Here is a 21,882-nt window from a genome sequence, read left to right as displayed (position 1 = left end):
CCTTATTCCTGCAGCTGTTTCGGGTCAACCTGCTTCACGGTCGACAGCTTCTGAACCATGCTGGTGGTCTGCTTTCGGCCACCGAACATGTTGAACTTGCTGTCGCCGTTGCAACCTTCACCGAAGCTGAAACCACAACCATTGCGCTCGCCGTGGGCGGTGGCATCGGGGAAGGCTTCCTTCGCCAGCTCGCGATGGCTGGTGGGAATCACGAAGCGATCCTCGTAGTTGGCGATGGCCAGGTAGCGATACATTTCGTCCGCCTGGGCCTTGGTCAGACCGGCTTCCTCCAGGGCGCGCAGGTCTTCCTTGCCTTCAACGGTTTCAGCACGCTTATACAGGCGCATGGCCATGATCCGCTTGAGAGCCAGCACAATCGGCTTCTCATCACCGGCAGTGAGCAGGTTGGCCAGGTACTTCACCGGGATCCGCAGGCTTTCGATCTTCGGCAGTACGCCGTCGAACTCGACTTTGCCGGCCTCCGCCGCAGACTGGATCGGGCTCAGGGGCGGCACGTACCAGACCATGGGCAGGGTGCGGTATTCCGGGTGCAGCGGCAGGGCCAGTTTCCAGTCCACTGCCATCTTGTACACCGGGCTTTGCTGGGCAGCTTCGATCACGTTCATCGGAATGCCGTCCTTCTTCGCCTGCTCGATCACTTTCGGATCGAACGGGTCGAGGAAGATTTCCAGCTGCTTCTCGTAGAGCTCATGCTCGCCCGGGGCGCTGGCCACTTCTTCGATGCGGTCGGCGTCGTACAGCAGCACGCCCAGGTAGCGAATCCGGCCAACACAGGTCTCGGAGCACACAGTGGGCATACCGGCTTCGATCCGCGGGTAGCAGAAAATGCACTTCTCGGATTTGCCGGTTTTCCAGTTGAAGTAGATCTTCTTGTACGGACAGCCGGAGACACACATCCGCCAGCCACGGCACTTGTCCTGGTCGATCAGGACGATACCGTCTTCCTCACGCTTGTAGATGGCACCGCTCGGGCAGCTGGCAACACACGCCGGGTTCAGGCAGTGCTCGCACAGGCGCGGCAGATACATCATGAAGGTGTTCTCGAACTGGCCGTAGATATCCGCCTGCACCTGGTCAAAGTTCTTGTCCTTGCGGCGCTTGGCGAACTCGGTACCGAGAATCTCTTCCCAGTTCGGACCCCATTCGATTTTCTGCATGCGCTGGCCGGAAATCAGCGAGCGCGGCCGGGCAACCGGCTGGTGCTTGGTATCGCCAGCGGTGTGCAGGTGCTGGTAATCGAAATCGAACGGCTCGTAGTAGTCGTCGATCTGGGGCAGATCCGGGTTGGCGAAGATGTTCGCCAGTACCCGGAAACGGCCACCGATCTTCGGGCGGATCTTGCCGGAGCTGTCGCGCATCCAGCCGCCCTTCCACTTGTCCTGGTTCTCCCACTCTTTCGGGTAACCAATACCGGGCTTGGTCTCGACGTTGTTAAACCAGGCGTATTCCATGCCTTCACGGCTGGTCCATACGTTTTTGCAGGTTACTGAACAGGTGTGGCAACCAATGCACTTGTCCAGGTTCAGCACCATGCCGACTTGGGAACGGATTTTCATTTTACAGCCTCCTGAACAGTGTCATTGCCTTCGCCGTCGAGCCAGTCGACGTTGTGCATCTTGCGGACCACCACGAACTCGTCGCGGTTGGAGCCAACAGTGCCGTAGTAGTTGAACCCGTACGAGTACTGGGCGTAACCGCCAATCATGTGGGTCGGTTTCGGGCATACCCGGGTAACCGAGTTGTGGATACCGCCCCGGGTGCCGGTGATTTCGGAACCAGGCACGTTCACGATCCGCTCCTGGGCGTGGTACATCATTACCATGCCGGGCATCACGCGCTGGCTCACCACCGCACGGGCCGCAATGGCGCCGTTGGCATTGAACAGCTCGATCCAGTCGTTGTCCTCGATGGCCAATTCTTTGGCGTCGTCCTCACTCAGCCACACAATCGGGCCACCGCGGGACAGGGTCAGCATCAGCAGGTTGTCGCTGTAGGTGCTGTGGATACCCCACTTCTGGTGCGGCGTGATCCAGTTCAGTGCCTTCTCGGGCTGACCGTTGCTGCGCTGATTGAGCATGTAGCTCACGGTCTTGGTGTTGATCGGCGGGCGATACACCAGCAGGCTCTCGCCGAAGGCCCGCATCCACTCGTGGTCCTGGTAGAACTGCTGGCGGCCGGTCAGGGTGCGCCAGGGGATCAGTTCGTGCACGTTGGTGTAGCCGGCGTTGTAGGACACATGCTCGTCTTCCAGGCCAGACCAGGTGGGGCTGGAGATGATCTTGCGCGGCTGCGCCACGATGTCCCGGAAGCGGATCTTTTCCTCTTCCTTGTTGGTCGCCAGGTGGGTGTGGTCCAGACCGGTAATGTCGGACAGCGCCTGCCAGGCCTTCACCGCCACCTGGCCATTGGTTTCCGGAGCCAGGGTCAGGATCACTTCCGCCGCATCTATCGCGCTTTCAATTTTCGGGCGGCCCGCGTTGGCGCCGTCGATGTGCTTGTAGTTCAGGTCACCCAGGAACTTCACTTCTTTCTCGGTGTTCCAGTTGATGCCCTTGCCACCGTTACCCAGCTTGTCCATCAGGGGACCGAGGGAGGTAAAGCGCGCGTAGGTGTTCGGGTAATCCCGCTCAACGGTCATGAAATTGGGCGCGGTCTTGCCCGGGATCAGGTCGCACTCGCCTTTCTTCCAGTCTTTCACATCAAACGGCTGGCCCAGTTCCGCTGGCGCATCGTGCAACAGCGGCAGTGTGACCACGTCTTTCTCGACACCCAGGTGGCCTTCGGTGGCTTTGGAGAACGCCTTGGCAATGCCCTTGTAGATCTCCCAGTCACTGCGTGCTTCCCAGGCCGGATCAGTGGCCGCGGTCAGCGGGTGAATGAACGGGTGCATATCCGAGGTATTCAGGTCGTTCTTCTCGTACCAGGTTGCGGTCGGCAAAACGATGTCCGAATACAGACAGGTGGTAGACATGCGGAAGTCCAGGGTGACCAGCAGGTCCAGCTTGCCTTCGGGCGCTTCGTCACGCCATTTCACTTCCTGGGGCTTGGCACCACCTTCGTGGCCCAGGTCCTTGCCCTGCAGGCCGTTCTTGGTGCCCAGCAGGTACTTGAGCATGTACTCGTGGCCCTTGCCGGAGGAGCCCAGCAGGTTGGAGCGCCAGATGAACAGGTTGCGCGGGCAGTTCTCGGGTGCTTCCGGGTCCTCGCTGGCAAAGGCCAGGGAGCCATCCTTCATGGATTTGGCCACATAGTCGGGCACTTCCATGCCCGCCTTCTCCGCTTCAGCGGCAATGGTCAACGGATTGCGGTTCAGCTGTGGTGCCGACGGCAACCAGCCCATGCGCTCGGCGCGCACGTTGTAGTCGATCAGGCTGCCACCAAACTTCGACTTGTCAGCCAACGGTGACAGGATCTCGTCCACGCCCAGCTTCTCGTAGCGCCACTGGCCAGAGTGGGCATAGAAGAAGGAGGTGGAGTTCATGTGCCGGGGCGGACGCTGCCAGTCCAGACCAAACGCCAGCGGCTGCCAGCCGGTCTGCGGGCGCAGTTTTTCCTGGCCGACATAGTGGGCCCAGCCACCGCCACTCTGGCCGATACAGCCACACATGATCAGCATGTTGATCAGGCCGCGGTAGTTCATGTCCATGTGGTACCAGTGGTTCATACCGGCACCCACGATAACCATGGAACGGCCCTTGGTTTTGTCGGCGTTGTCGGCGAATTCACGGGCGATGCGGATCACTTTCTCGGCGGGCACGCCGGTGATCTTTTCCTGCCAGGCCGGGGTGTATGGCTTCACTTCGTCATAGGAAGTGGCGCCGTCGTCGTCGCCCAGACCACGACTGATGCCGTAGTTGGCAACCATCAGATCGTAAACGGTGACAACGCGGCCTTCAGAGCCATCCGCCAGCTGTACCTTGCGGGTACCCAGCTTGTGCTTAAGCACATCCTTGATTTCAACATGCTTGAAGTGGTCATGCTCGATACCACCGAAGTACGGGAAGGCAACGTCCACAACCTCGTCGTGCTTCTCGACCATAGAGAGCTGCAGGTTGACGTCTTTTTCCTTGGCGGTCTGCTTGAGGTTCCACTTGCCCTTCTCGCCCCAGCGGTAGCCGATGGAGCCGTTGGGCGCGGTCAGTTCCCCAGACGCCTCGTCGATGGCAATGGTTTTCCATTCCGGGTTGTTCTCTTCACCCAGTCCGTCCACCAGATCGCTGGCGCGCAGGAAACGGCCCGGCACATAGCTGCCGTCGTCCTTTTCTTCCAGCATGACCAGGTACGGCATGTCGGTGTAACGGCGTACGTAATCGGTGAAGTACTCACTGGGCTTCTCGACGTGGAACTCTTTCAGGATCACGTGGCCCATGGCCATGCCCAGAGCCGCGTCGGTACCCTGCTTGGGGTTCATCCACTCGTCGGACAGCTTGGAGACTTCTGCGTAATCCGGAGTAATGGCGACAGTCTTGGTGCCCTTGTAGCGCACTTCGGTAAAGAAGTGGGCATCCGGGGTACGAGTCTGGGGTACGTTAGAGCCCCAGGCAATGATGTAGCCGGAGTTGTACCAGTCCGCGGACTCGGGCACGTCGGTCTGCTCACCCCAGGTCTGAGGGGAGGCCGGCGGCAGGTCGCAGTACCAGTCGTAGAAACTCATGCAGACGCCACCGATCATGGACAGGTAACGGCTGCCGGCCGCGTAGGAAACCATGGACATGGCGGGAATCGGCGAGAAGCCGATAATGCGGTCCGGGCCATACTTCTTGGCGGTGTAGACGTTGGAAGCCGCGATCAGCTCGTTGACTTCATCCCAGCTGGAGCGAACGAAACCGCCCATGCCGCGACGAGGCTTGTATTCCGCCGTTTTCTTGGGATCTTCAACAATGGACGCCCACGCATCGACGGGATCCTTGTGCTCGACTTTTGCCGCGCGCCAGAGCTTCATCAGGTGCTTGCGCATCAGCGGGTATTTCAGGCGGTTGGCGCTGTACATGTACCAGGAATAGCTGGCACCACGGGGGCAGCCGCGAGGCTCATGGTTGGGCAGGTCCGGACGGGTACGGGGGTAATCGGTTTGCTGGGTTTCCCAGGTCACCAGGCCGTTCTTGACGTAAATTTTCCAGCTGCAGGAGCCGGTACAGTTTACGCCATGGGTGGAACGCACGATCTTGTCGTGCTGCCAACGCTGGCGGTAGCTATCTTCCCACTCGCGACTGACTTCGTGGGTTTCGCCATGGCCGTTTGAGAACGGCTCGCGCTTCTTCCTGAAGTAATTAAGTTTATCGATCAAATGACTCATGGTCTCTCTCTCCGTCTGCCGGATCGTTGCTCCGATTTGAGACCATTGTGTGTGAGAAAAACCGCGAAATCTGCGTGGTTACTACCTCATAACCCGCTTCTACCACCCTGGGGGTAGGTGGCTTATATCCCCGGGTGGAGTAGGTGTTCACGCTCGTGCCGGCGACTTTCCCTGGCAAAGAGGAAAAGACAGCCCACAAGCAGCAGGAAGAGAATCATGAAGACCGCACTGCGGACGCCCAACCAGTGGTTAACGCTGCTGAAGATCACTGGCAGAACAAAGGCTACCGAACAGGCGCTGACCAGCAACAGGCCGGCCACAAACGCCGCAACCCGACGGTTTTCAATGATTACCAGCCGCTGAAGACCTCCCATGGTGCACCCCATGGCCATACCGAGGGCGACCACAAATACCGCCTCGACTCGGATGGGAAGCGCAAACTCAATACGGATGACCGAATCAACGCCCTGGACAAACAGCGTCATCGGTGGGTAGGACAACACGAACAGTGCAACAAGACAGACCAGCAGGGCCCGACTAACCACCTTTGCACTGCCTAAGCGATCAGAAAGCCCGCCTCCGACTATCTGGGCCAGGGCACCGGGAATAACAAACCATTGGGCCAGACGCGCACCGGAATCCACTGACAGATCGAACTGGGAGGACAGATAATCCGGCAGCCACAAAGCCAGCGCAAAGAAACTTCCCGCCACAACGCCAAAGTAGGCGCAGAGCTGTCCGGCTCGTTTTCGCCGCATACCACGTATCAGTACACGAACAGACGTTTCCGCGCCGGGCTCCGCGGCGGCATCCTCGGGATCGGTAAGCAACAACAGCAGCACAAGCACCAGGGCAAGCACGATGAGATAGGCCAGTGGCACCGCATGCCAGGAAAATGCCTGGTGAATCAATGGTACCAGGTAGTAATTAAAACCCGCGCCAGTCACACCCGCGCCAAAGCCCCCAAGAACCAGGCCGAGACGCGGGGAATCGCAGTGTCCCGTCACAAACTGCAACCCGGCACTGTAAAAACCGCCAGCAAGTCCGAGACCGCCGGCGGCAACCAGGTACCCGGGGAAGGTATCGGTAGTCAGGAGTATCACCATGCATGCAGCAAGTCCGGCCAGACAGAAAAGCATGATCCGGCGAGCGCCGAATTTTTGCGCCGCCAGGCCAGCCGGAATTGCCAGGACAGCGCCTACCGCCATCGGCATTGCCAGAAGGAACCCGAACTGAAAATTGCTGAGATCCAGTTCCGAGCGTAGATGGACTCCGGCCACCGCAAACAGCGTCCAGCAGCCGGCGGCGACAACAAAGCCTGCCACAGCCAACGGCAATACCACTGCCAATGACGCCAGCCGGTCATCTGCACGATCCGTTTCGGACTTCATTACTGTCGCTCTTGTGGAAACTTGCTTTTCAGTTTCATCTTTTGCTCATAAAAGGGTCAAAGATTATGATGGGTTACCAACCATTGGGGTAATTGACTATCCTCAAGGAGGTATCACGGAATCCAGGTGCGGGGCATAATTCACTCAGCCCCGTCAAACGCATTGATGCGCAAGAGACTTAATGAAATCCAGAAGCCCGCTTGTAACCCGAATCGCCCTCGTCGTTGGCGCCGTGGTGGTGACAGCCCTTGTCAGCATGGCGGCCACGCTTGCGGTTTCCAAAAGCATCGAGGGCAATGCCACCGCGATCAATCTGGCCGGCGCCCTGCGCATGGGCGCCTTCCAGCTACTCGCCCGCAGTGCAGGCCCCTTTGCCGTAGAATCCGGCCAGGGATCAATCCGGGAACTGCTGGATCGGTATGAAACAAAGTTGGCCAACACCGGGATCACTGACGCTATTCCGGAGAACCCGGAACATCCTCTGGCCCGCCAGTACCAGGCTATCCTCGACTCCTGGGAAGCCATGCTTCGCCCGGCGCTTCAGAATCACCTGCAGGGCACACCGGTCGATGATGCCATGCTGGACGCAACACAGAACTACGTGGACGATGTGGACCAGCTGGTTACCATGCTGGAACAGCGAACCGAAGCCCGCATTGACCTCCTGCACCTTATTCAGATCATCAGCCTGGCCTTCTCTATCCTGATCATTGTGGCGCTGTTCATTGATCTGAAAAACCGCATCCTTCGACCACTGCGAAAGCTGGTCAGTATCGCCATTGCTGTTGGCGAACAGGACTTTACCCGCAAAGCCAACCTGGGCGGCTCCGACGAACTGGCGAAGCTGGGCCAAGCCTTCGACCAGATGACCAGCGAACTGGCCCTCACCTACTACGAGCTGGAGGAACGTGCACGTCTGAAAACGGAAGAGCTTGAAAAAAGCCACACCGCCCTTCAGCTACTGCACTCCGCAAGCCGCGACCTGTTCGCCAAGCATGACCTCTGTCATGGGGCGATACCCATGCTTCAGGAACTTGAGCAGCTCCTTGGCATCGGCCCGATTCGTCTCTTCCTGCATGACAAGCAGTCTTCCGAGCCGGTTGAGGCTATCACGACAGCCAGCCGAGAACGTCCCTTCTATTGTCGTGATCACCACTGTAACGCCTGCCTGGTCAAACCTGAGGTATACGATGAACTGCCGTTGGAGAATAACGACGGCCGCAGGCTTCTTCTTCCAATCCGGACGCCCGGGCAACTCCTCGGCACACTGGAGGTCTGGTATCCCGCTGCAGAGGGTCTGTCGAAAACCAACCGCCGCCTGCTGGAAACCCTTAGCGACCAGCTGGCAACGGCCATTTTCCTGGAACGACAGATTACCGAGGAACAGCAGCAGACACTGGCCGAGGAACGTACGGTGATCGCCCGGGAGCTCCATGACTCCCTCGCCCAGTCACTGTCGTACTTGAAAATGCAGGTTGCCCGGCTGCGCCGACTTGACATCGAGGGCGAACAACAGGAAATTCACGAGGCCATTCTTGATGAATTGAGCACCGGCCTGAACAGCGCCTATCGCCAGCTCCGGGAGTTGCTGGCCACCTTCCGGCTGAAGCTGGATACACCAGATCTGTTTACAGCCCTGGAAAAGACCATCGAAGAGTTTTCAGAGCGGCTGGGTAAGCCGGTTGAGCTGCAGTACAATCTGCCGCCACAGACCCTGTCTCCGAATGAGGAGATACACACCCTGCAGATCGTGAGAGAAGGCCTTGCCAACGCTGTGAAACATGCAGATGCCACAAACATAAGTGTGGCAGTTGTATTTGAATCGCCCCAGGTAAGGGTTCGGATCCGCGACAACGGCAAAGGCCTGCCCGGCAGTGACCAGCCCGTAAACCACTACGGTCTGATTATCATGAAGGACCGTGCCCGCAACCTTGGCGGTAAAGTTGAGGTAAGCAACCGCGATGAAGGGGGTGTGGAGGTCTCCCTGGGCTTTGTTCCAAAAAGCCGGAACCTGATTCCCACCGAAGCATCAAACGCCTGACAACAAGAGAGAACCCGATGTCTGAGTCACCCGCAAGTATTCTGTTGATCGACGATCACCCGCTTCTTCGCCAGGGCATCAAACAGTTGATCGACATGGAAGACGATATGGTCGTGGCCGGAGAGGCCAGCAATGCCGCCGACGGTATTCGGAAGGCGACCGAGCTGGAGCCCGACCTGATCCTGATGGACCTGAACATGCCGGAGATGGACGGCATCGAGGCGCTTAAGAAATTGCGGGAACAGAACATCAGCTCCCGCATTGTGATGTTTACCGTGTCAGACCAGGAAGACGACGTTGTTGCGGCACTCCGGGCCGGTGCAGACGGCTACCTGCTGAAAGACATGGAACCGGAAGACATGATCAAGCAGCTCCATCAGGCGGCAGTCGGTAAAATGGTGATCAGTGAACGACTTACAGCTTTGCTGGCCGAGGCGCTTCGCTCAAATAAGCCCCAGCAAGCATCACGCCCGGATTTCGACAGCCTGACACCCCGAGAGAAAGATATTCTGCGTCATATTGCCGAGGGGCTCTCAAACAAGATGATCGGCCGCAAGCTCGACATCAGTGACGGCACCGTCAAGGTCCACGTGAAGCACCTGCTGAAGAAACTGAACCTGCGCTCACGGGTGGAAGTTGCTGTTTGGGCGGTGGAAGAAGGCCTTCACAAAGGCTGAGTTATATCAAATCGTTTCAGAAAAGTTTGCTTTACTCTGTGCCGGTTACTGACCGCCCGGAGTAAAGCATGGCCTTTTCACTACCTTCCATTGCCTCCCTGAAATCTCCCCTGATTGGGCAAACGTTGTTGGTCCTTCGGGAATACCTGCCCTCCCCCGTGCCCGTGCTGGGCGCTATTGATCGCCGAATCCCGGTGCCCCTGAAGCAGCTGGCTGCAGAAGCGCCGCTCAACCGCATTTTTGGCCAGGCAATTAATGACGGCGAATTCGATGACTTCGAAGGCCGCCGTATTCGCCTGGAAGTTAACGGCGGACAACCCGGTATCACCATTGGCTTCTGGGCCGGCCGCCTCCGAGTAATCGATGGCCCCGGCGAGGCAACCATTCGCGGTTCACTGGCTGCTTTCAGGGCGCTTGCGGAACGCCGACAGGATCCCGACCAGTTGTTTTTCCAGCGTCGGCTGGTCATTGAAGGCGATACCGAGCTAGGACTACGCCTGAAAAACCTGCTCGACAGCGTGGAGTGGCGGGTGAAGATCGACTATCTTTCCAAAAGGTTCAAGAGCCGCCCATGGCGGCAAAGCAAACCCCAAATTTGAGGAAATACAATGGCTAAACACGACAGCGAACTCCCCAAAACCTTCGTTAACTTCAGCGAACGGTTTCCAGAGCTGCAACAAGCGCACAAACAGCTTGGTAAGGCCCTCGCCGATGCCGGCCCTCTGGATGAAAAGTCGCGTGCTCTGGTTAAACTCGGCATTTGCGTTGGTGCGGGTCGAGAATCCGCATTGAAATCCCACATTCGTCGCAGTCTGGAACTGGACATTACTCGCGAGGAAATCGAGCACGCACTGGTGCTGGGCATGAATTCAATAGGTTTTCCGGCAACGGTTGCTGCCTGGCAGTGGGCGCAGGAAGCACTCAGTAAGGAATAAGGCTCGCCAACAGATCAAGAAGGTGCGAGCGTTTTCAGCAATCTGGGCGGCCCAGAAGGCGAAGGCCGCCACCCTCTGACTATTTAGAGTTGGTCGTTCAAAATATAATCCCGAAGCGCCACAGCATTGTTGTGCTCGGTATCCTTCGCGGCAAACACGAGCGTTATGCGGTCATATTGCTCAAGCAGCTCCTTGAGTGCCTCAAGATCCTCGCTGGCATCACCTGATGTCAGCTCATCAAGGTACCGCTCCCGGAACTCCGGCCATTTGCCAGGATCGTGGCTGAACCACTTCCGCAGTTCAGTCGACGGTGCCAGCCCTTTCAGCCAGAGAGTAATATCTGCATTTTTCTTGGCCACGCCGCGTGGCCAGATACGGTCTACAAGCACCCGTGGGCCATCTGAGCGTGCGGGTTCTGCATATGCGCGCTTCAGTCGGATATCCATGAGCTCTCACCTCTTCAGCGGACTTCTGGACGTTGCTCGGCTCACAATCTTGTGCCTACACATCATCGGACGCCAGTGTTGAACAATTAACATATCTCAACAGGTACACCAGCCAAGAGTGATAGCCTGAATGATGCTCAACATTAATCGATAGAGGGGCATCCTCATGATAAAAACAAACAGAGCGCTTCTGAGCATCGTCATTCTGACCATCACTGTATCATTCGCTGCCTCTGCCACCGAACCGGTCACTCCCAAGCTGACCGACAAGCTGGACCGTCTGCTGCGCGAAGAGATGCGGTCCATTCAGTCAGCCATGGGTCAGATTCATTCGGCCATCGTTATGGGTCAGCACGGCAAGGTTGCAGAGCAGGCCCAGAACATCCACGACAGCTTCATCCTGCAGCAGTCCCTCACTGAAGAGGATCGCAAAGACCTGATGTCGGCAGTACCAGAAGGCTTTATCAAGCTGGACAAGGAGTTTCATCAGCTGGCGGCGGCGCTGGCCGAGGCCGGCAGGAATGACGACACGGAGAAGCAAAACCAGCTGTTTGGCAAAATGACGGGCAACTGCATCCAGTGCCACAGCACCTACGTGTCGGACCGCTTTCCTAGCGTCAAACCTGTTCAGGACTGATCGGCCTCAGCCGATCAGATCCATTCCCGGCTTGCCGTACCAGTACCCGTTGCAGGGGGGCGCCTCCACCAACTGCAGCGGGTCGGTGGCGGGCATCTCCCCCCGGCGTACCTGATCAAAACGCCTGATCACTGCCTCCATGCCCTGATGTTCGGGGCTGAGGCGCACAGTACTGACGCCCATACGCTCCATGTCCGGTAGCTCCCGCATCAGGTCGTAACGGGAGCCGGACAAGGTGGAAATGCCGTTGATGCGAAACAGCTCCTGGCTTTCCCGGGAGCGCAACTCCATGCCGTCCGGATGCTGCAGGCAGCGGAACTCGCAGTTGTCTTTGGGCAGATTGTAATGGCGGGCGGTAAAACAACGGGAGGACCAGGCCAGGGGCAGGAAGCCCCAGGAAAATACCTCGGCGGGGAGATCCAGTCCTTCCTGATGCAGCTCCTTGATCAGCTGCTCGAGGGTTTCCTTGCCCAGTTCTACCGGCAGGTTCCATTCTTTCAGGCCCTGTTTGGCAAGGATCTTCAGGGTGGCTGTGTTGTAGATGTTCATCGAGGGGCCGGTAATAAACGGAATTCGGTTCCGGATGGCCACTTGCAAGGCGCTCTGATCGTTGGCCTCTACCAGGAATTCATCCTGCTCACAGAACCGTCGCAGGCGGCGCAAATCGGCCTCCGACTCAATCAGTGTGAGCGTGGAGAGCACCACATTCTTGCCGCAGGCTTTCAGATCACGAGCCAGATCCAGCCAGTCATCCGGTTTCAGTTCCCGCCGGCGGGAGCACACCACTTCCCCCAGATAAATGGTATCCACCGGCCACTCGGCGGCATTGGCATAAAACTCGAAAACGGTCTGCCTGGACCAGAACCACAGGATCGGCCCCAGGGATAACTTCAGCATGGGTGGTGAAACCTTATTTCCATTTGCGATGGTAGGCGCCCAGTGTGGTCAGGCCGCCCTCGGAAAGACCCGCCAGCGTCTGCTGCCATTGAGGCTCAACCGTAAAGCCTTCGGTGCCGGCTTGAAGGTCGTCCAGAGCATGACGCCAGGTTCTGGCTACGTCCGCGATGTAGGCCGGGCTCCGTTGACGCCCCTCAATCTTCACGGCACTGATACCCAGCGCCTGAAGCTCCGGCAAAAGGTCCAGAGTGTTCAGGCTAACCGGCTCCTCAATGGCGTGATAGACATGACCCTCAACTTCAAAACGGCCTTTACACAGAGTCGGGTAGCCCGCGGGTTCACCCTGGCCATAACGGTCAATCAGGACATTGTTGAGGCGGGATTCGAGCCCGTTCGCTGTTTCCTGCCAGCGCACGGCCTTGGCGGGGGAACAGGCTCCGCGGGTGTTCGGGGATTCGTCGGTCAGGTAGGAAGACAAGTAGCAACGGCCCTCGGCCATGATGCACAGGCTACCGAAGGCAAAGACTTCCAGTTCCACCGGACTCTGTCTGGCCACACCACGAACCTGGTCCAGTGACAGAACCCGGGGCAGCACGGCCCGGCGAATATCGAAGTTGTCTTTGTAGAAGGAGAGGGCTTTGTGGCTGGTGGCAGACCCCTGAACCGACAGATGACGGGGGATGTGCGGATATCGGTTCGCGGCATAATCCAGCAGGCCCATATCGGCCAGGATAATGGCATCCACACCAAGACCTGCGGCGCGGTCTACTGCCCCCTTCCATTGCTCCCAGCCGTCTGGCTGCGGGTAGGTGTTGATGGCACAGAACACTCTTGCGCCCCGGAGATGGGCGTATTCAATGCCTTCAGCGGCGCGTTTATCATTGAAGTTCAGGCCGGCAAACTGACGTGCGTTGGTGCTGTCTTTAAAACCGAAATATACGGCGTTGGCGCCGTTATCAACGGCGGTTTTCAGGGCCGGGAGGCTGCCGGCCGGACACACAAGTTCCATGGTTTTCTCCGCCTTGGATTAACGGCATCGACCATATCGGACGCATGGCCCGAGTACCTTGACCTTTGTCAGCAGGATAGCCCCGGTCTGCTGTATACCTCTGTGGTGGTACTCTACGCGGTATTACGGATGCCACAGTTAATTGATAATTATCAGAAACTTAACAAGCAGAAACATAAGCTTACCTGCCCGTAACTACCTCCACTGCTACTCCTTCACGCTGATAGAGAGCGACCTTGCTATGCCGGGATAATAGCGGCATATCCGACACGGACAGCCAAGGCAGAACGCTATGAAATTTATCAACAATCTCTCCATGCGGGGCAAACTGATCACTCTGGTGGTACCGGCCCTGCTTGTTATCCTATTTTTCGCGGCAGAAAGCGTCGTTCTGAATCAGGGCAAACTGGATGACATGCGACAACTGCTCTCGAAGATCGAACTGGCTGAAGCCGGTGATCCTCTCACCGAAGCCCTGCAGAAAGAGCGTGGTCGCTCCGCGGTTTTCCTTGCCAGCAGCCCGGGAAGCGATGCCGCCCGGCAGGCCGAAAGAGATCTTGCGGAACAGCGGCGACAAACCGACACGCGGATTTCAGAGTATCAGCGCCACATCACTGCCCTGATGACAGATGCATCGTTTGACAGGATGGTTGAAACAAGCATTCAGTCCGTTCGCCAGGAACTCGACAACATAGACGCTCTGCGTCGGTCGGTCGACAACCGTAGCGACGTCGCTCCGCGCTACACCGCGATGATCATGGGATTAATCGACCGGATTGGCCTTATTGTCCGGCGCTCAACCGATCCGGAATTGACCCGCGAGGTTAACGGCTACTACGCCCTCGCCAAGGTTGCGGAGATGGCCGGCCGTGAGAGAGCCGCGGGCGCCTCCATGATTCGCAGCGGTGACTTCGACCTGCCCACCGTGGCCCGAATTGCGGGTCTCGGCGGCCAGCAGGAAGCCTTCCTCAACGAAGCCATCACAATGCTGGCGTCTGACAATGAGATCCGTGCAACCCTGGAAAATCATAACCGCAGTGTTGCAAGCCAGGCTCTGGCCCAGCGCCGTGAAACACTTTTCAGCAGCCCGTCAGGCATGTATGCACTGGACGCCTCTGACTGGTTTACAACCACCACCCAGCGAATCGGCAACCTCAATCAGGCGAGAAAGGATATGTTATCCGACGTGGTGAGTCTGGCATCAGATGGCGTTGCCGACGCCCGGAACGACCTGATGCTGGCCTCCGGCATTTCCGCAGGTGCCGTTCTGGCTGTACTGGTGCTGATGCTGGTGATCATCCGTGCCATCAATCTGCAGGTCGGCCGACTGCTCGATGGCGTTCGGTTTGCCATGGACAACAAGGACCTGACCCGCGAGATTGAAATCTCCAGCCGGGATGAGGTGGGCACCATCGGTAAGGCCATTAACGAGCTGTTCGGACGCTTCGGCAACGCCCTACTGCACATCGACAAATCCAGCGTCCAGCTGGCCACCGCTACCGAGGAGACCAGCTCCACCGCCGGCCAGAATGCCAGCCAGGTGAAAAACCAGCAGCAACAGATCGAACAGGTGGCAGCGGCCACCGAAGAGATGTCTGCCACTTCCGAGGAGATCTCCCGGAACACCCAGCAGGTGGCCGATGCTGCACGCAGCGCCATGGAAAAAAGTCGGAGTGGCGAGCAGGTGTTGCACGGCAGCGTAAAAAGTATTCGTTCCCTGGCCAAATCGGTTCAGAAGGTGAACGAGGTGATCGAAGAACTGGAAAACCGCAGTTCAACCATCGCCGATGTGGTGGACGTGATCCGGAAGGTTGCCGACCAGACCAACCTGCTGGCCCTGAACGCAGCCATTGAAGCCGCCCGCGCGGGCGAGCACGGCCGAGGATTTGCGGTGGTTGCCGACGAAGTTCGGACCCTGGCGCAACAGACCCACGAGTCCACCACCCAGATCGAAGACATTATCAATGGCTTCCAGAGCATAACTGACAACGCCAGCCGCTCGATTGTGGAAAGCCACAAACTGGCGAATGCCACCAGCGAGCAGGCATCCGAGCTGGAGCAGACCTTCGCGGATATCCTGACCGATGTGAACAGCATTTCCGATATGGCCAGCCAGATTGCCACCGCCTCCGAAGAACAGGTAGCCGTTACAAGGGAACTGGCAGGCAGCATGGAATCGGTCAGCGAAGCCGCCATCCTGACCCTGACCGGCTCCCAGGAAATCACCCAGGTAACCGGCGAGCAGGCACGGCTGGCGCGGGTGCTGCAGGACCTGGCCAATGAGTTCAAGGTGCCGGCTTATAGCTGACGCCAGTAGATGCAAAACGGGGCTGTCCGGTAACGGGCAGCCCCTTTTTTAATGTGGAAAAATGAAAAGGGGTCAGATGAAAGCCTTCATCTGACCCCGACTTCGGTTCCCGCCAATCAGATAATCCGGGAGAACCGCTGGCTGGCGCCTTCCTTGCGGTAAAGATCAAAGATCTGGCAGATGGCCCGGATCAGCAGCCGACCGGCGGGCTGCACCTGAAGGGTATTGCCATCATCAGCAATCAACTCATCCTGAATCATGGGCTTCAGACGGCGGAGCTCATCGGCAAAATAGCGGTCCAGATCTTCGCTCCAGGCCTCTGCAAACTGGTGGCGGTCCAGCCGGAACTGGCAGATCAGTTGGCCGATCACCCAGCGGCGAATCCGGTCGTCGCGAGTCAGGTTCACGCCCTTGGTGATGGCCAACTGACCGGCATCAATGGCGGCCTCCCAGGAAGGCAGGTCGTGGTTGTTCTGGAAATAGGCATCGTCGGTCTGGCCGATGGCGGAAACGCCGAGCGACACCAGGTCGCACTCGGAGTGGGTGGTATAGCCCTGGAAATTCCGGTGCAGGCGGCCTTCGCGTTGTGCCACAGAAAGGCTGTCGTCCGGCTTGGCGAAATGGTCCATGCCGATGTATTCATAACCGGCGTCCAGCAGGCGATTGATGGTGTTGTGCAGAATGGTCAGCTTCTGCTGCGGACTGGGCAAGGTGTCGCCCTGAATCCGGGTCTGCGGATAAAAACGGTCCGGCAGGTGGGCATAGCTGAACACGGAGAGCCGGTCCGGAGACATTTCAATCACCGCTTCCAGTGTCTCGGCAAAACTTTCCGGCGTCTGGTACGGCAGGCCGTAGATCAGGTCCAGGTTGATGGACCGGAAGCCGATGCGCCGCGCTTCGTTGAGCACGGCTTCGGTCATGTCCCGCGGCTGGATACGGTTCACGGCTTTCTGAACCTCCGGGTTGACGTCCTGAACGCCGAGACTGATCCGGTTGAAGCCCAGGTTCCACAGGGTTGGCAGGGTATCCTGGTCCACTTCCCGCGGGTCAATCTCCACACTGTAATCCCGCTCATCGCCGGTTTGCAGGTTGAACAACTCCCCGTATCCCGCCATCAGGTGTTCCATCACATCTTTTGGCAAAAACGTGGGGGTACCGCCGCCCCAATGCAGCTGGGTGACCGGCCGGTCGGCCCCGAACAGTTTTGACTGGATGGCCGCCTCTTTCAGCACCCGCTCCACGTAGGGCATGGCTTTGTCGCGCTTCTTGGTGATCACCTTGTTGCAGGCGCAGTAGTAACAGAGGTGCGCGCAGAACGGCAGGTGGGTATAGAGCGACAGCGGACGATTGCTGGCCTTGCTGCGGGCCGCAGCCTTGACCATCTCTTCCACCGGGTAGTTCTGGTTGAACTCGACGGCCGTGGGATAGGAGGTGTACCTCGGGCCGCTGAGGTCGTAGCGTCGGATCAGGGCATCATCCCAGATGAATTCCGGCAGGGTTGAGTCATGGGCTTTGAGTGCGGATGTGGAGGTCATAATAAGCGCTCTGGGGTATAACGGGGGCATCGAGGATTTGCCGGCATTCTAGGGCAATCCTTTGGCTGGCTTCTTGATTCGGGTCAGTTGACTGATGGTTTGAGTTTACCAGCCCGGAGACTGAACCACCCTTGGGCTCTTGGCGTACTTGGTTTACCCCTTTGTGGGCATAGCCCGCAGCTTACTGACTGGAGGATTCCCCCACCATGGCCAACCTGATTCTGATTCTCGGCGACCAGTTAACGAGAAACATCAGCGCTCTCGACAACGCCGACAAGGATCGGGATCTGGTGGTGATGGCCGAAGTTCATGACGAAGCCAGCTACACCAATCACCACAAGAAGAAGATTGTGCTGCTGTTCAGCGCCATGCGCCATTTTGCCCGGCAACTGGAGAGCGATGGCTGGCAGGTGCACTACCAGCCGTATCACCGGGACAACAAGCACCAGAGCCTCGAAGCGGTGGTTGGCGAGCAGGTGGAGCGTATGAACGCGGAAAAAGTCATCACCACCGAGTGCGGGGAATGGCGGCTGCACGAACAGATCAGTGGCTGGCATGAACGCCTCGGTGTGCCGGTGGAGATCCGCCCGGATACACGGTTCATTGCCACCAAGCAGGAATTTACGGACTGGGCCGAGGGCCGGAAACAGTTGCGGATGGAATTCTTCTACCGGGAGATGCGGCGCAAGACCGGTTTGCTGATGACCTCCGAAGGCGAACCGGAGGGCGGGCAATGGAATTTCGACGCCGATAACCGCAAGAAGTGGACCGGCAAGCCGCCGGCCCCGGCGACCTTTCGGGTGGAACCGGATGCCATTACCCGGGAGGTGATCGCGCTGGTGGACGAGCATCTTGCCGATCATTTCGGCACCACCGACGACTTCCACTTTGCCGTAACGGCGGAAGACGCACAGGCGGCGCTTGAGCACTTCATTGACTATGCCCTGCCCTGCTTTGGCGATTACCAGGATGCGATTTCCGACACCGAAGACTGGCTGTTCCATTCCATCCTGTCGCCCTATATCAACTCCGGGCTGCTGGATCCGGTGGCGGTTTGCGAAGCGGCGGCCCAGGCCTGGTATTCGGGACAGGCACCGATCAACGCGGTGGAGGGCTTTATCCGGCAGATCCTGGGGTGGCGGGAGTTTGTTCGGGGTATTTACTGGATGAACATGCCGGAGTATGCGCAGGAGAATAGCCTGGGTAACACCCGCGCCCTGCCCTGGTTCTACTGGACCGGCGATACGAAAATGCGTTGCATGCACAAAGCCATTGATGCCACTCGACGCAACGCCTACGCCCATCATATCCAGCGGCTGATGGTCACCGGCAACTTCGCACTGCTGGCGGGCATCAAACCGGAGGAAATCTGCGACTGGTACCTGGCGGTCTACGCCGATGCCTACGACTGGGTGGAACTGCCCAACGTGCTGGGCATGGTGATGCACGCCGATGGCGGTTACCTGGGCTCCAAGCCCTACGCCGCCAGCGGGAAGTACATCCAGCGCATGTCGGACCACTGCTCGAACTGCCATTACAAGGTGAACAAGGCCACCGAAGAGGACGCCTGCCCGTTCAACGCCCTGTACTGGCATTTCATAGATCGCCATCGGGACGACTTCGCCAACAACCCGCGAATGGGCATGATGTACAGGAACTGGAACAAGCAGAAACCCGAGAAACGGGAAGCATTGCTCCAGCGCGCCGAATACCTGCTGGCGAACGTGGAGCAACTTTAAAGCCGCAACAGCCTCTCAGTGCGGGGCGATCCGCTTTTCCGTGTCCGCATCGAAGAACACGACCTTTTTCATATCAAACATCAGCTCGGCAGTCTCGCCCCAGGTTACCGGGTGTTCCGGGTCGATCCGGCAATGGACGTTGGTATCGTTCAGCTGGATCAGAGCGATCACATCCGGGCCGGTGGGCTCGGTGACTTCAATCGTGAACTCACCTTTTGCCACCAGGGACTGGTCGTTCTTCTGATCCTGGGGCTGGGTAATGTGCTCCGGTCGGATACCGAGAATCACCTTTTTTCCAACCCGGTTGGCCAGGTAATCCGGCACCGGAAGCCTGAGGGTGCCGCCATTGTTTCCCCGTACCTCGGCGTACAGCCCCTGTTCTCCCTGGGCCACTGTCACCGTCACAAAGCTCATGGCCGGCGACCCCATGAAACCGGCCACAAACAGATTGGCAGGGGTGTTATAGACCTCTTTCGGAGTACCCAGCTGCTGCAGCTCGCCGTCCTTGAGCACGGCAATCCGGTCCGCCAGCGTCATGGCCTCGATCTGATCGTGGGTTACGTACACGATCGTGGTTTTCAGGCGCTGATGCAGCTTCTTGATCTCGGTACGCATCTCCACCCGCAGCTTGGCGTCCAGGTTGGACAGCGGTTCATCAAACAGGTAAATGCGCGGCCGCCGGGCCAGTGCCCGGCCCATGGCGACCCGCTGCTGCTGGCCGCCGGACAGGTTGGCCGGCTTCTTGTTGAGCAGCTGGGAGATTTGCAGCAAATCGGCCACCCGCTCCACTTCCTGATCGATCTCATGCTTTGGCAGACCGCGTATCTTCAGGCCGAAGGCGATGTTCTCACGCACGGACATAGTCGGGTAAAGGGCGTAGGACTGGAACACCATGGCGATGTCCCGGTCTTTGGGCTCCATGGTGGAAATGTCCTTGCCGTCGAGCACTATCGAACCGTCGCTAATCGTTTCCAGACCGGCGATGGTGTTCATCAGCGTGGACTTGCCACAGCCGGACGGGCCCACAAGAATGATGAATTCACCGGAGGCGATGTCGATGTCGATCCCCTTGAGGGTTTCCTCGGCCACGCCCGGATAGGTTTTGCGGATGCTCCGCAGTTCCAGTTGAGACATTGTTGTTATCCTCTCAGATCAACCTTTCACAGATCCGGCGGTCAGACCCCGGATGAAATATTTGCCGGCGACGATGTAGACCACCAGTGTGGGCAGCGCCGCGATCATGGCTGCCGCCATATCCACGTTGTATTCCTTTACTCCGGTACTGGTGTTGACCAGATTGTTGAGCGCCACGGTGATGGGCTGGCTATCACCGCTGGCGAACACCACGCCAAACAGGAAGTCGTTCCAGATCTGGGTGAACTGCCAGATCAGCGACACCATGAAAATCGGCGTGGACATGGGCAGCAGGATGCGGAAGAAAATGGTGAAGAAGCCGGCACCGTCCAGGCGCGCTGCCTTGATCAGGGCATCTGGAATGGCCACGTAATAGTTCCTGAAGAACAGCGTGGTGAAGGCCACCCCATAGATCACGTGCACCAGCACCAGACCAGTTGTGGTGTTGGCCAGGCCCAGTTTCCCGAGGGTGGCTGCCATCGGTAACAGAACCACCTGGAACGGCACGAAGCAGCCGAACAGCAGCATGCCAAAGAACAGGTCAGAGCCCTTGAACTTCCACTTGGAGAGCACATAGCCGTTGAAGGCACCCAGCAACGTGGAAATCAGTACCGCGGGCACGGTCATCTTGAAGGAATTCCAGAAATACCCGCTGATCCCTTCGCACTGGACCCCGGTACAGGCCTCGGACCAGGCTTTGGTCCAGCCGATGGTCGTCCACTCCGTGGGCAGGGCCATCAGGTTGCCGGTACGGATATCCATGGGTGTCTTGAAGCTGGTCACCAGCATGATGAACAGCGGAATCAGATAGACCAGGGCGGCCAGGAGCAAGAGCCCGTAGATGGCCACGCGGCTGGGACGAAAGCCCGTGCGAACGACATCAGTCATGGCGTTTCTCCCTTAGTTCCGAGTACAGGTAGGGCACGATCAATGCCAGGATGGCGCCAAGCATCAACATGGCACTGGCGGAACCCAGGCCCATCTGGCCGCGGGTGAAGGTGTGGGCGTACATGAATACCGCTGGCAAGTCGGTGGAATAGCCCGGTCCACCGGCGGTCATGGCCATCACCAGGTCAAAGCTCTTGATCGCAATGTGGGCCAGTACCATGACGGCACTGAAGAATACCGGTCGCAGGGACGGCAGGATGATTTTCCAGTAGATCAGCGGCAGGCTGGCGCCATCGACACGGGCGGCCCGGATAATGGATGAATCCACACCGCGCAGCCCCGCCAGGAACAGGGCCATGACGAAGCCGGAGGCCTGCCAGACCGCGGCCATCACGATGGTATAGATGGCCATGTCCGAGCTAACCAGCCAGTCGAAACTGAACGACGTCCAGCCCCAGTCATGCATCAGCTTTTCCAGCCCTAGGCTGGGATTCAGGATCCATTTCCAGACGGTGCCGGTGACAATCATCGACAGGGCCATGGGGTAGAGATAGATGGTGCGGATGGCACCTTCCTGGCGAATCCGCTGATCCAGGAAAATCGCCAGTATCACGCCAATAACCAGGCAACTGAGAATGAAAAGGCCGCCAAAGATGCCCAGATTGACAGAGGCGGTCAGCCAGCGGTCGTTGGCCATCAGCTTGGCGTACTGATCGAAGCCGACAAAGTCATAAACCGGCAGGAAGCTGGAGCTGGTGAACGACAGAACGCCGGTCCAGAGCATGTAGCCGTATATGCCAACACCGATAAGAACGAATGTGGGTGCCACAACCAGCTTTGGCAGCCAGCGCTGCAACGCGTCCAGAAAGCGTGACGGCGCCCGGGCCACCCTGGCAGGTTGGCGTTGAGTGTGTTCCATGATGAGTCT

The 21,882-nt window shown here is 58.3% G+C and carries 17 protein-coding genes; 7 read left to right on the top strand and 10 right to left on the bottom strand.

Annotation, left to right across the window (positions count from 1 at the left end):
* Positions 1 to 2: 2 nt before the first annotated feature.
* From narH to ABNF92_RS14395, 3 genes are all read right to left on the bottom strand, one after another.
* Positions 3 to 1,577: a nitrate reductase subunit beta gene (narH, locus tag ABNF92_RS14405; RefSeq protein ID WP_062781173.1), complete on the bottom strand. Its 1,575-nt coding sequence runs from the start codon at positions 1,575 to 1,577 to the stop codon at positions 3 to 5.
* Positions 1,574 to 5,317, bottom strand: coding sequence for a nitrate reductase subunit alpha (locus ABNF92_RS14400; RefSeq protein ID WP_349342520.1), 3,744 nt, complete (start codon positions 5,315 to 5,317; stop codon positions 1,574 to 1,576). The genes narH and ABNF92_RS14400 overlap by 4 nt, the downstream gene beginning before the upstream one ends.
* Before the next feature lie 122 nt (positions 5,318 to 5,439).
* Positions 5,440 to 6,708 carry an MFS transporter gene (locus ABNF92_RS14395; protein WP_291906550.1) on the bottom strand — a complete coding sequence of 423 codons (1,269 nt, stop codon included), beginning with the start codon at positions 6,706 to 6,708 and terminating at the stop codon, positions 5,440 to 5,442.
* Between the two features lie 181 nt (positions 6,709 to 6,889).
* Between ABNF92_RS14395 and ABNF92_RS14390 the strand changes: the two genes are divergently transcribed.
* The 4 genes from ABNF92_RS14390 to ABNF92_RS14375 all read left to right on the top strand — a co-directional run bounded on the left by ABNF92_RS14390 (position 6,890) and on the right by ABNF92_RS14375 (position 10,361).
* On the top strand, positions 6,890 to 8,749 hold the full coding sequence (locus ABNF92_RS14390) for a histidine kinase (RefSeq protein ID WP_349342519.1): 1,860 nt from the start codon (positions 6,890 to 6,892) through the stop codon (positions 8,747 to 8,749).
* 17 nt (positions 8,750 to 8,766) lie between these two features.
* Complete coding sequence (gene narL, locus ABNF92_RS14385; RefSeq protein WP_349342518.1) at positions 8,767 to 9,426, top strand: two-component system response regulator NarL; 660 nt, start codon at positions 8,767 to 8,769, stop codon at positions 9,424 to 9,426.
* Between the two features lie 68 nt (positions 9,427 to 9,494).
* Complete coding sequence (locus tag ABNF92_RS14380; RefSeq protein WP_349342517.1) at positions 9,495 to 10,025, top strand: SCP2 sterol-binding domain-containing protein; 531 nt, start codon at positions 9,495 to 9,497, stop codon at positions 10,023 to 10,025.
* A 9-nt stretch (positions 10,026 to 10,034) separates the two neighbouring features.
* Entirely contained in the window at positions 10,035 to 10,361 is a 327-nt protein-coding gene (locus tag ABNF92_RS14375) for a carboxymuconolactone decarboxylase family protein (protein ID WP_349342516.1), read from the top strand.
* Between the two features lie 83 nt (positions 10,362 to 10,444).
* Here the strand turns inward: ABNF92_RS14375 and ABNF92_RS14370 are convergent, their stop codons facing one another.
* Positions 10,445 to 10,807, bottom strand: coding sequence for a DUF488 family protein (locus tag ABNF92_RS14370; protein WP_136629287.1), 363 nt, complete (start codon positions 10,805 to 10,807; stop codon positions 10,445 to 10,447).
* Between the two features lie 166 nt (positions 10,808 to 10,973).
* Between ABNF92_RS14370 and ABNF92_RS14365 the strand changes: the two genes are divergently transcribed.
* Entirely contained in the window at positions 10,974 to 11,444 is a 471-nt protein-coding gene (locus ABNF92_RS14365) for a cytochrome c (RefSeq protein ID WP_349342515.1), read from the top strand.
* 6 nt (positions 11,445 to 11,450) lie between these two features.
* Here the strand turns inward: ABNF92_RS14365 and ABNF92_RS14360 are convergent, their stop codons facing one another.
* A complete protein-coding gene (locus ABNF92_RS14360) occupies positions 11,451 to 12,341 on the bottom strand; it encodes a U32 family peptidase (RefSeq protein ID WP_349342514.1) in 891 nt (296 codons plus the stop codon).
* Between the two features lie 13 nt (positions 12,342 to 12,354).
* On the bottom strand, positions 12,355 to 13,350 hold the full coding sequence (locus tag ABNF92_RS14355; protein ID WP_136629284.1) for a peptidase U32 family protein: 996 nt from the start codon (positions 13,348 to 13,350) through the stop codon (positions 12,355 to 12,357).
* A gap of 292 nt (positions 13,351 to 13,642) precedes the next feature.
* On the opposite strand from ABNF92_RS14355, the gene ABNF92_RS14350 reads away from it, so the two are divergent.
* A complete protein-coding gene (locus ABNF92_RS14350; RefSeq protein WP_136631350.1) occupies positions 13,643 to 15,658 on the top strand; it encodes a methyl-accepting chemotaxis protein in 2,016 nt (671 codons plus the stop codon).
* 116 nt (positions 15,659 to 15,774) lie between these two features.
* Here ABNF92_RS14350 and hemN read toward each other — a convergent pair whose 3' ends face one another.
* Entirely contained in the window at positions 15,775 to 17,193 is a 1,419-nt protein-coding gene (gene hemN / locus ABNF92_RS14345) for an oxygen-independent coproporphyrinogen III oxidase (RefSeq protein WP_349342513.1), read from the bottom strand.
* A gap of 206 nt (positions 17,194 to 17,399) precedes the next feature.
* On the opposite strand from hemN, the gene ABNF92_RS14340 reads away from it, so the two are divergent.
* Positions 17,400 to 18,932 carry a cryptochrome/photolyase family protein gene (locus tag ABNF92_RS14340; RefSeq protein WP_349342512.1) on the top strand — a complete coding sequence of 511 codons (1,533 nt, stop codon included), beginning with the start codon at positions 17,400 to 17,402 and terminating at the stop codon, positions 18,930 to 18,932.
* 15 nt (positions 18,933 to 18,947) lie between these two features.
* Here the strand turns inward: ABNF92_RS14340 and ugpC are convergent, their stop codons facing one another.
* Genes ugpC through ABNF92_RS14325 form a run of 3 tightly spaced genes read right to left on the bottom strand, consistent with a single transcriptional unit; the run spans position 18,948 to position 21,873 of the window.
* Positions 18,948 to 20,066, bottom strand: a complete 1,119-nt coding sequence (gene ugpC / locus ABNF92_RS14335; RefSeq protein WP_349342511.1) for a sn-glycerol-3-phosphate ABC transporter ATP-binding protein UgpC — start codon at positions 20,064 to 20,066, stop codon at positions 18,948 to 18,950.
* Positions 20,067 to 20,084: 18 nt separating this feature from the next.
* Positions 20,085 to 20,954, bottom strand: a complete 870-nt coding sequence (locus ABNF92_RS14330) for a carbohydrate ABC transporter permease (protein WP_069181799.1) — start codon at positions 20,952 to 20,954, stop codon at positions 20,085 to 20,087.
* Positions 20,947 to 21,873: a sugar ABC transporter permease gene (locus ABNF92_RS14325; RefSeq protein ID WP_136629281.1), complete on the bottom strand. Its 927-nt coding sequence runs from the start codon at positions 21,871 to 21,873 to the stop codon at positions 20,947 to 20,949. The genes ABNF92_RS14330 and ABNF92_RS14325 overlap by 8 nt, the downstream gene beginning before the upstream one ends.
* Positions 21,874 to 21,882: the final 9 nt, after the last annotated feature.

Origin of the sequence: Marinobacter sp. MMG032, from assembly GCF_040112695.1 — a bacterium.
Taxonomy (GTDB): domain Bacteria; phylum Pseudomonadota; class Gammaproteobacteria; order Pseudomonadales; family Oleiphilaceae; genus Marinobacter; species Marinobacter salsuginis.
The sequence above is the reverse complement of the archived record's forward strand: the minus strand, read 5'-3'. Positions and strand labels throughout refer to the sequence as shown.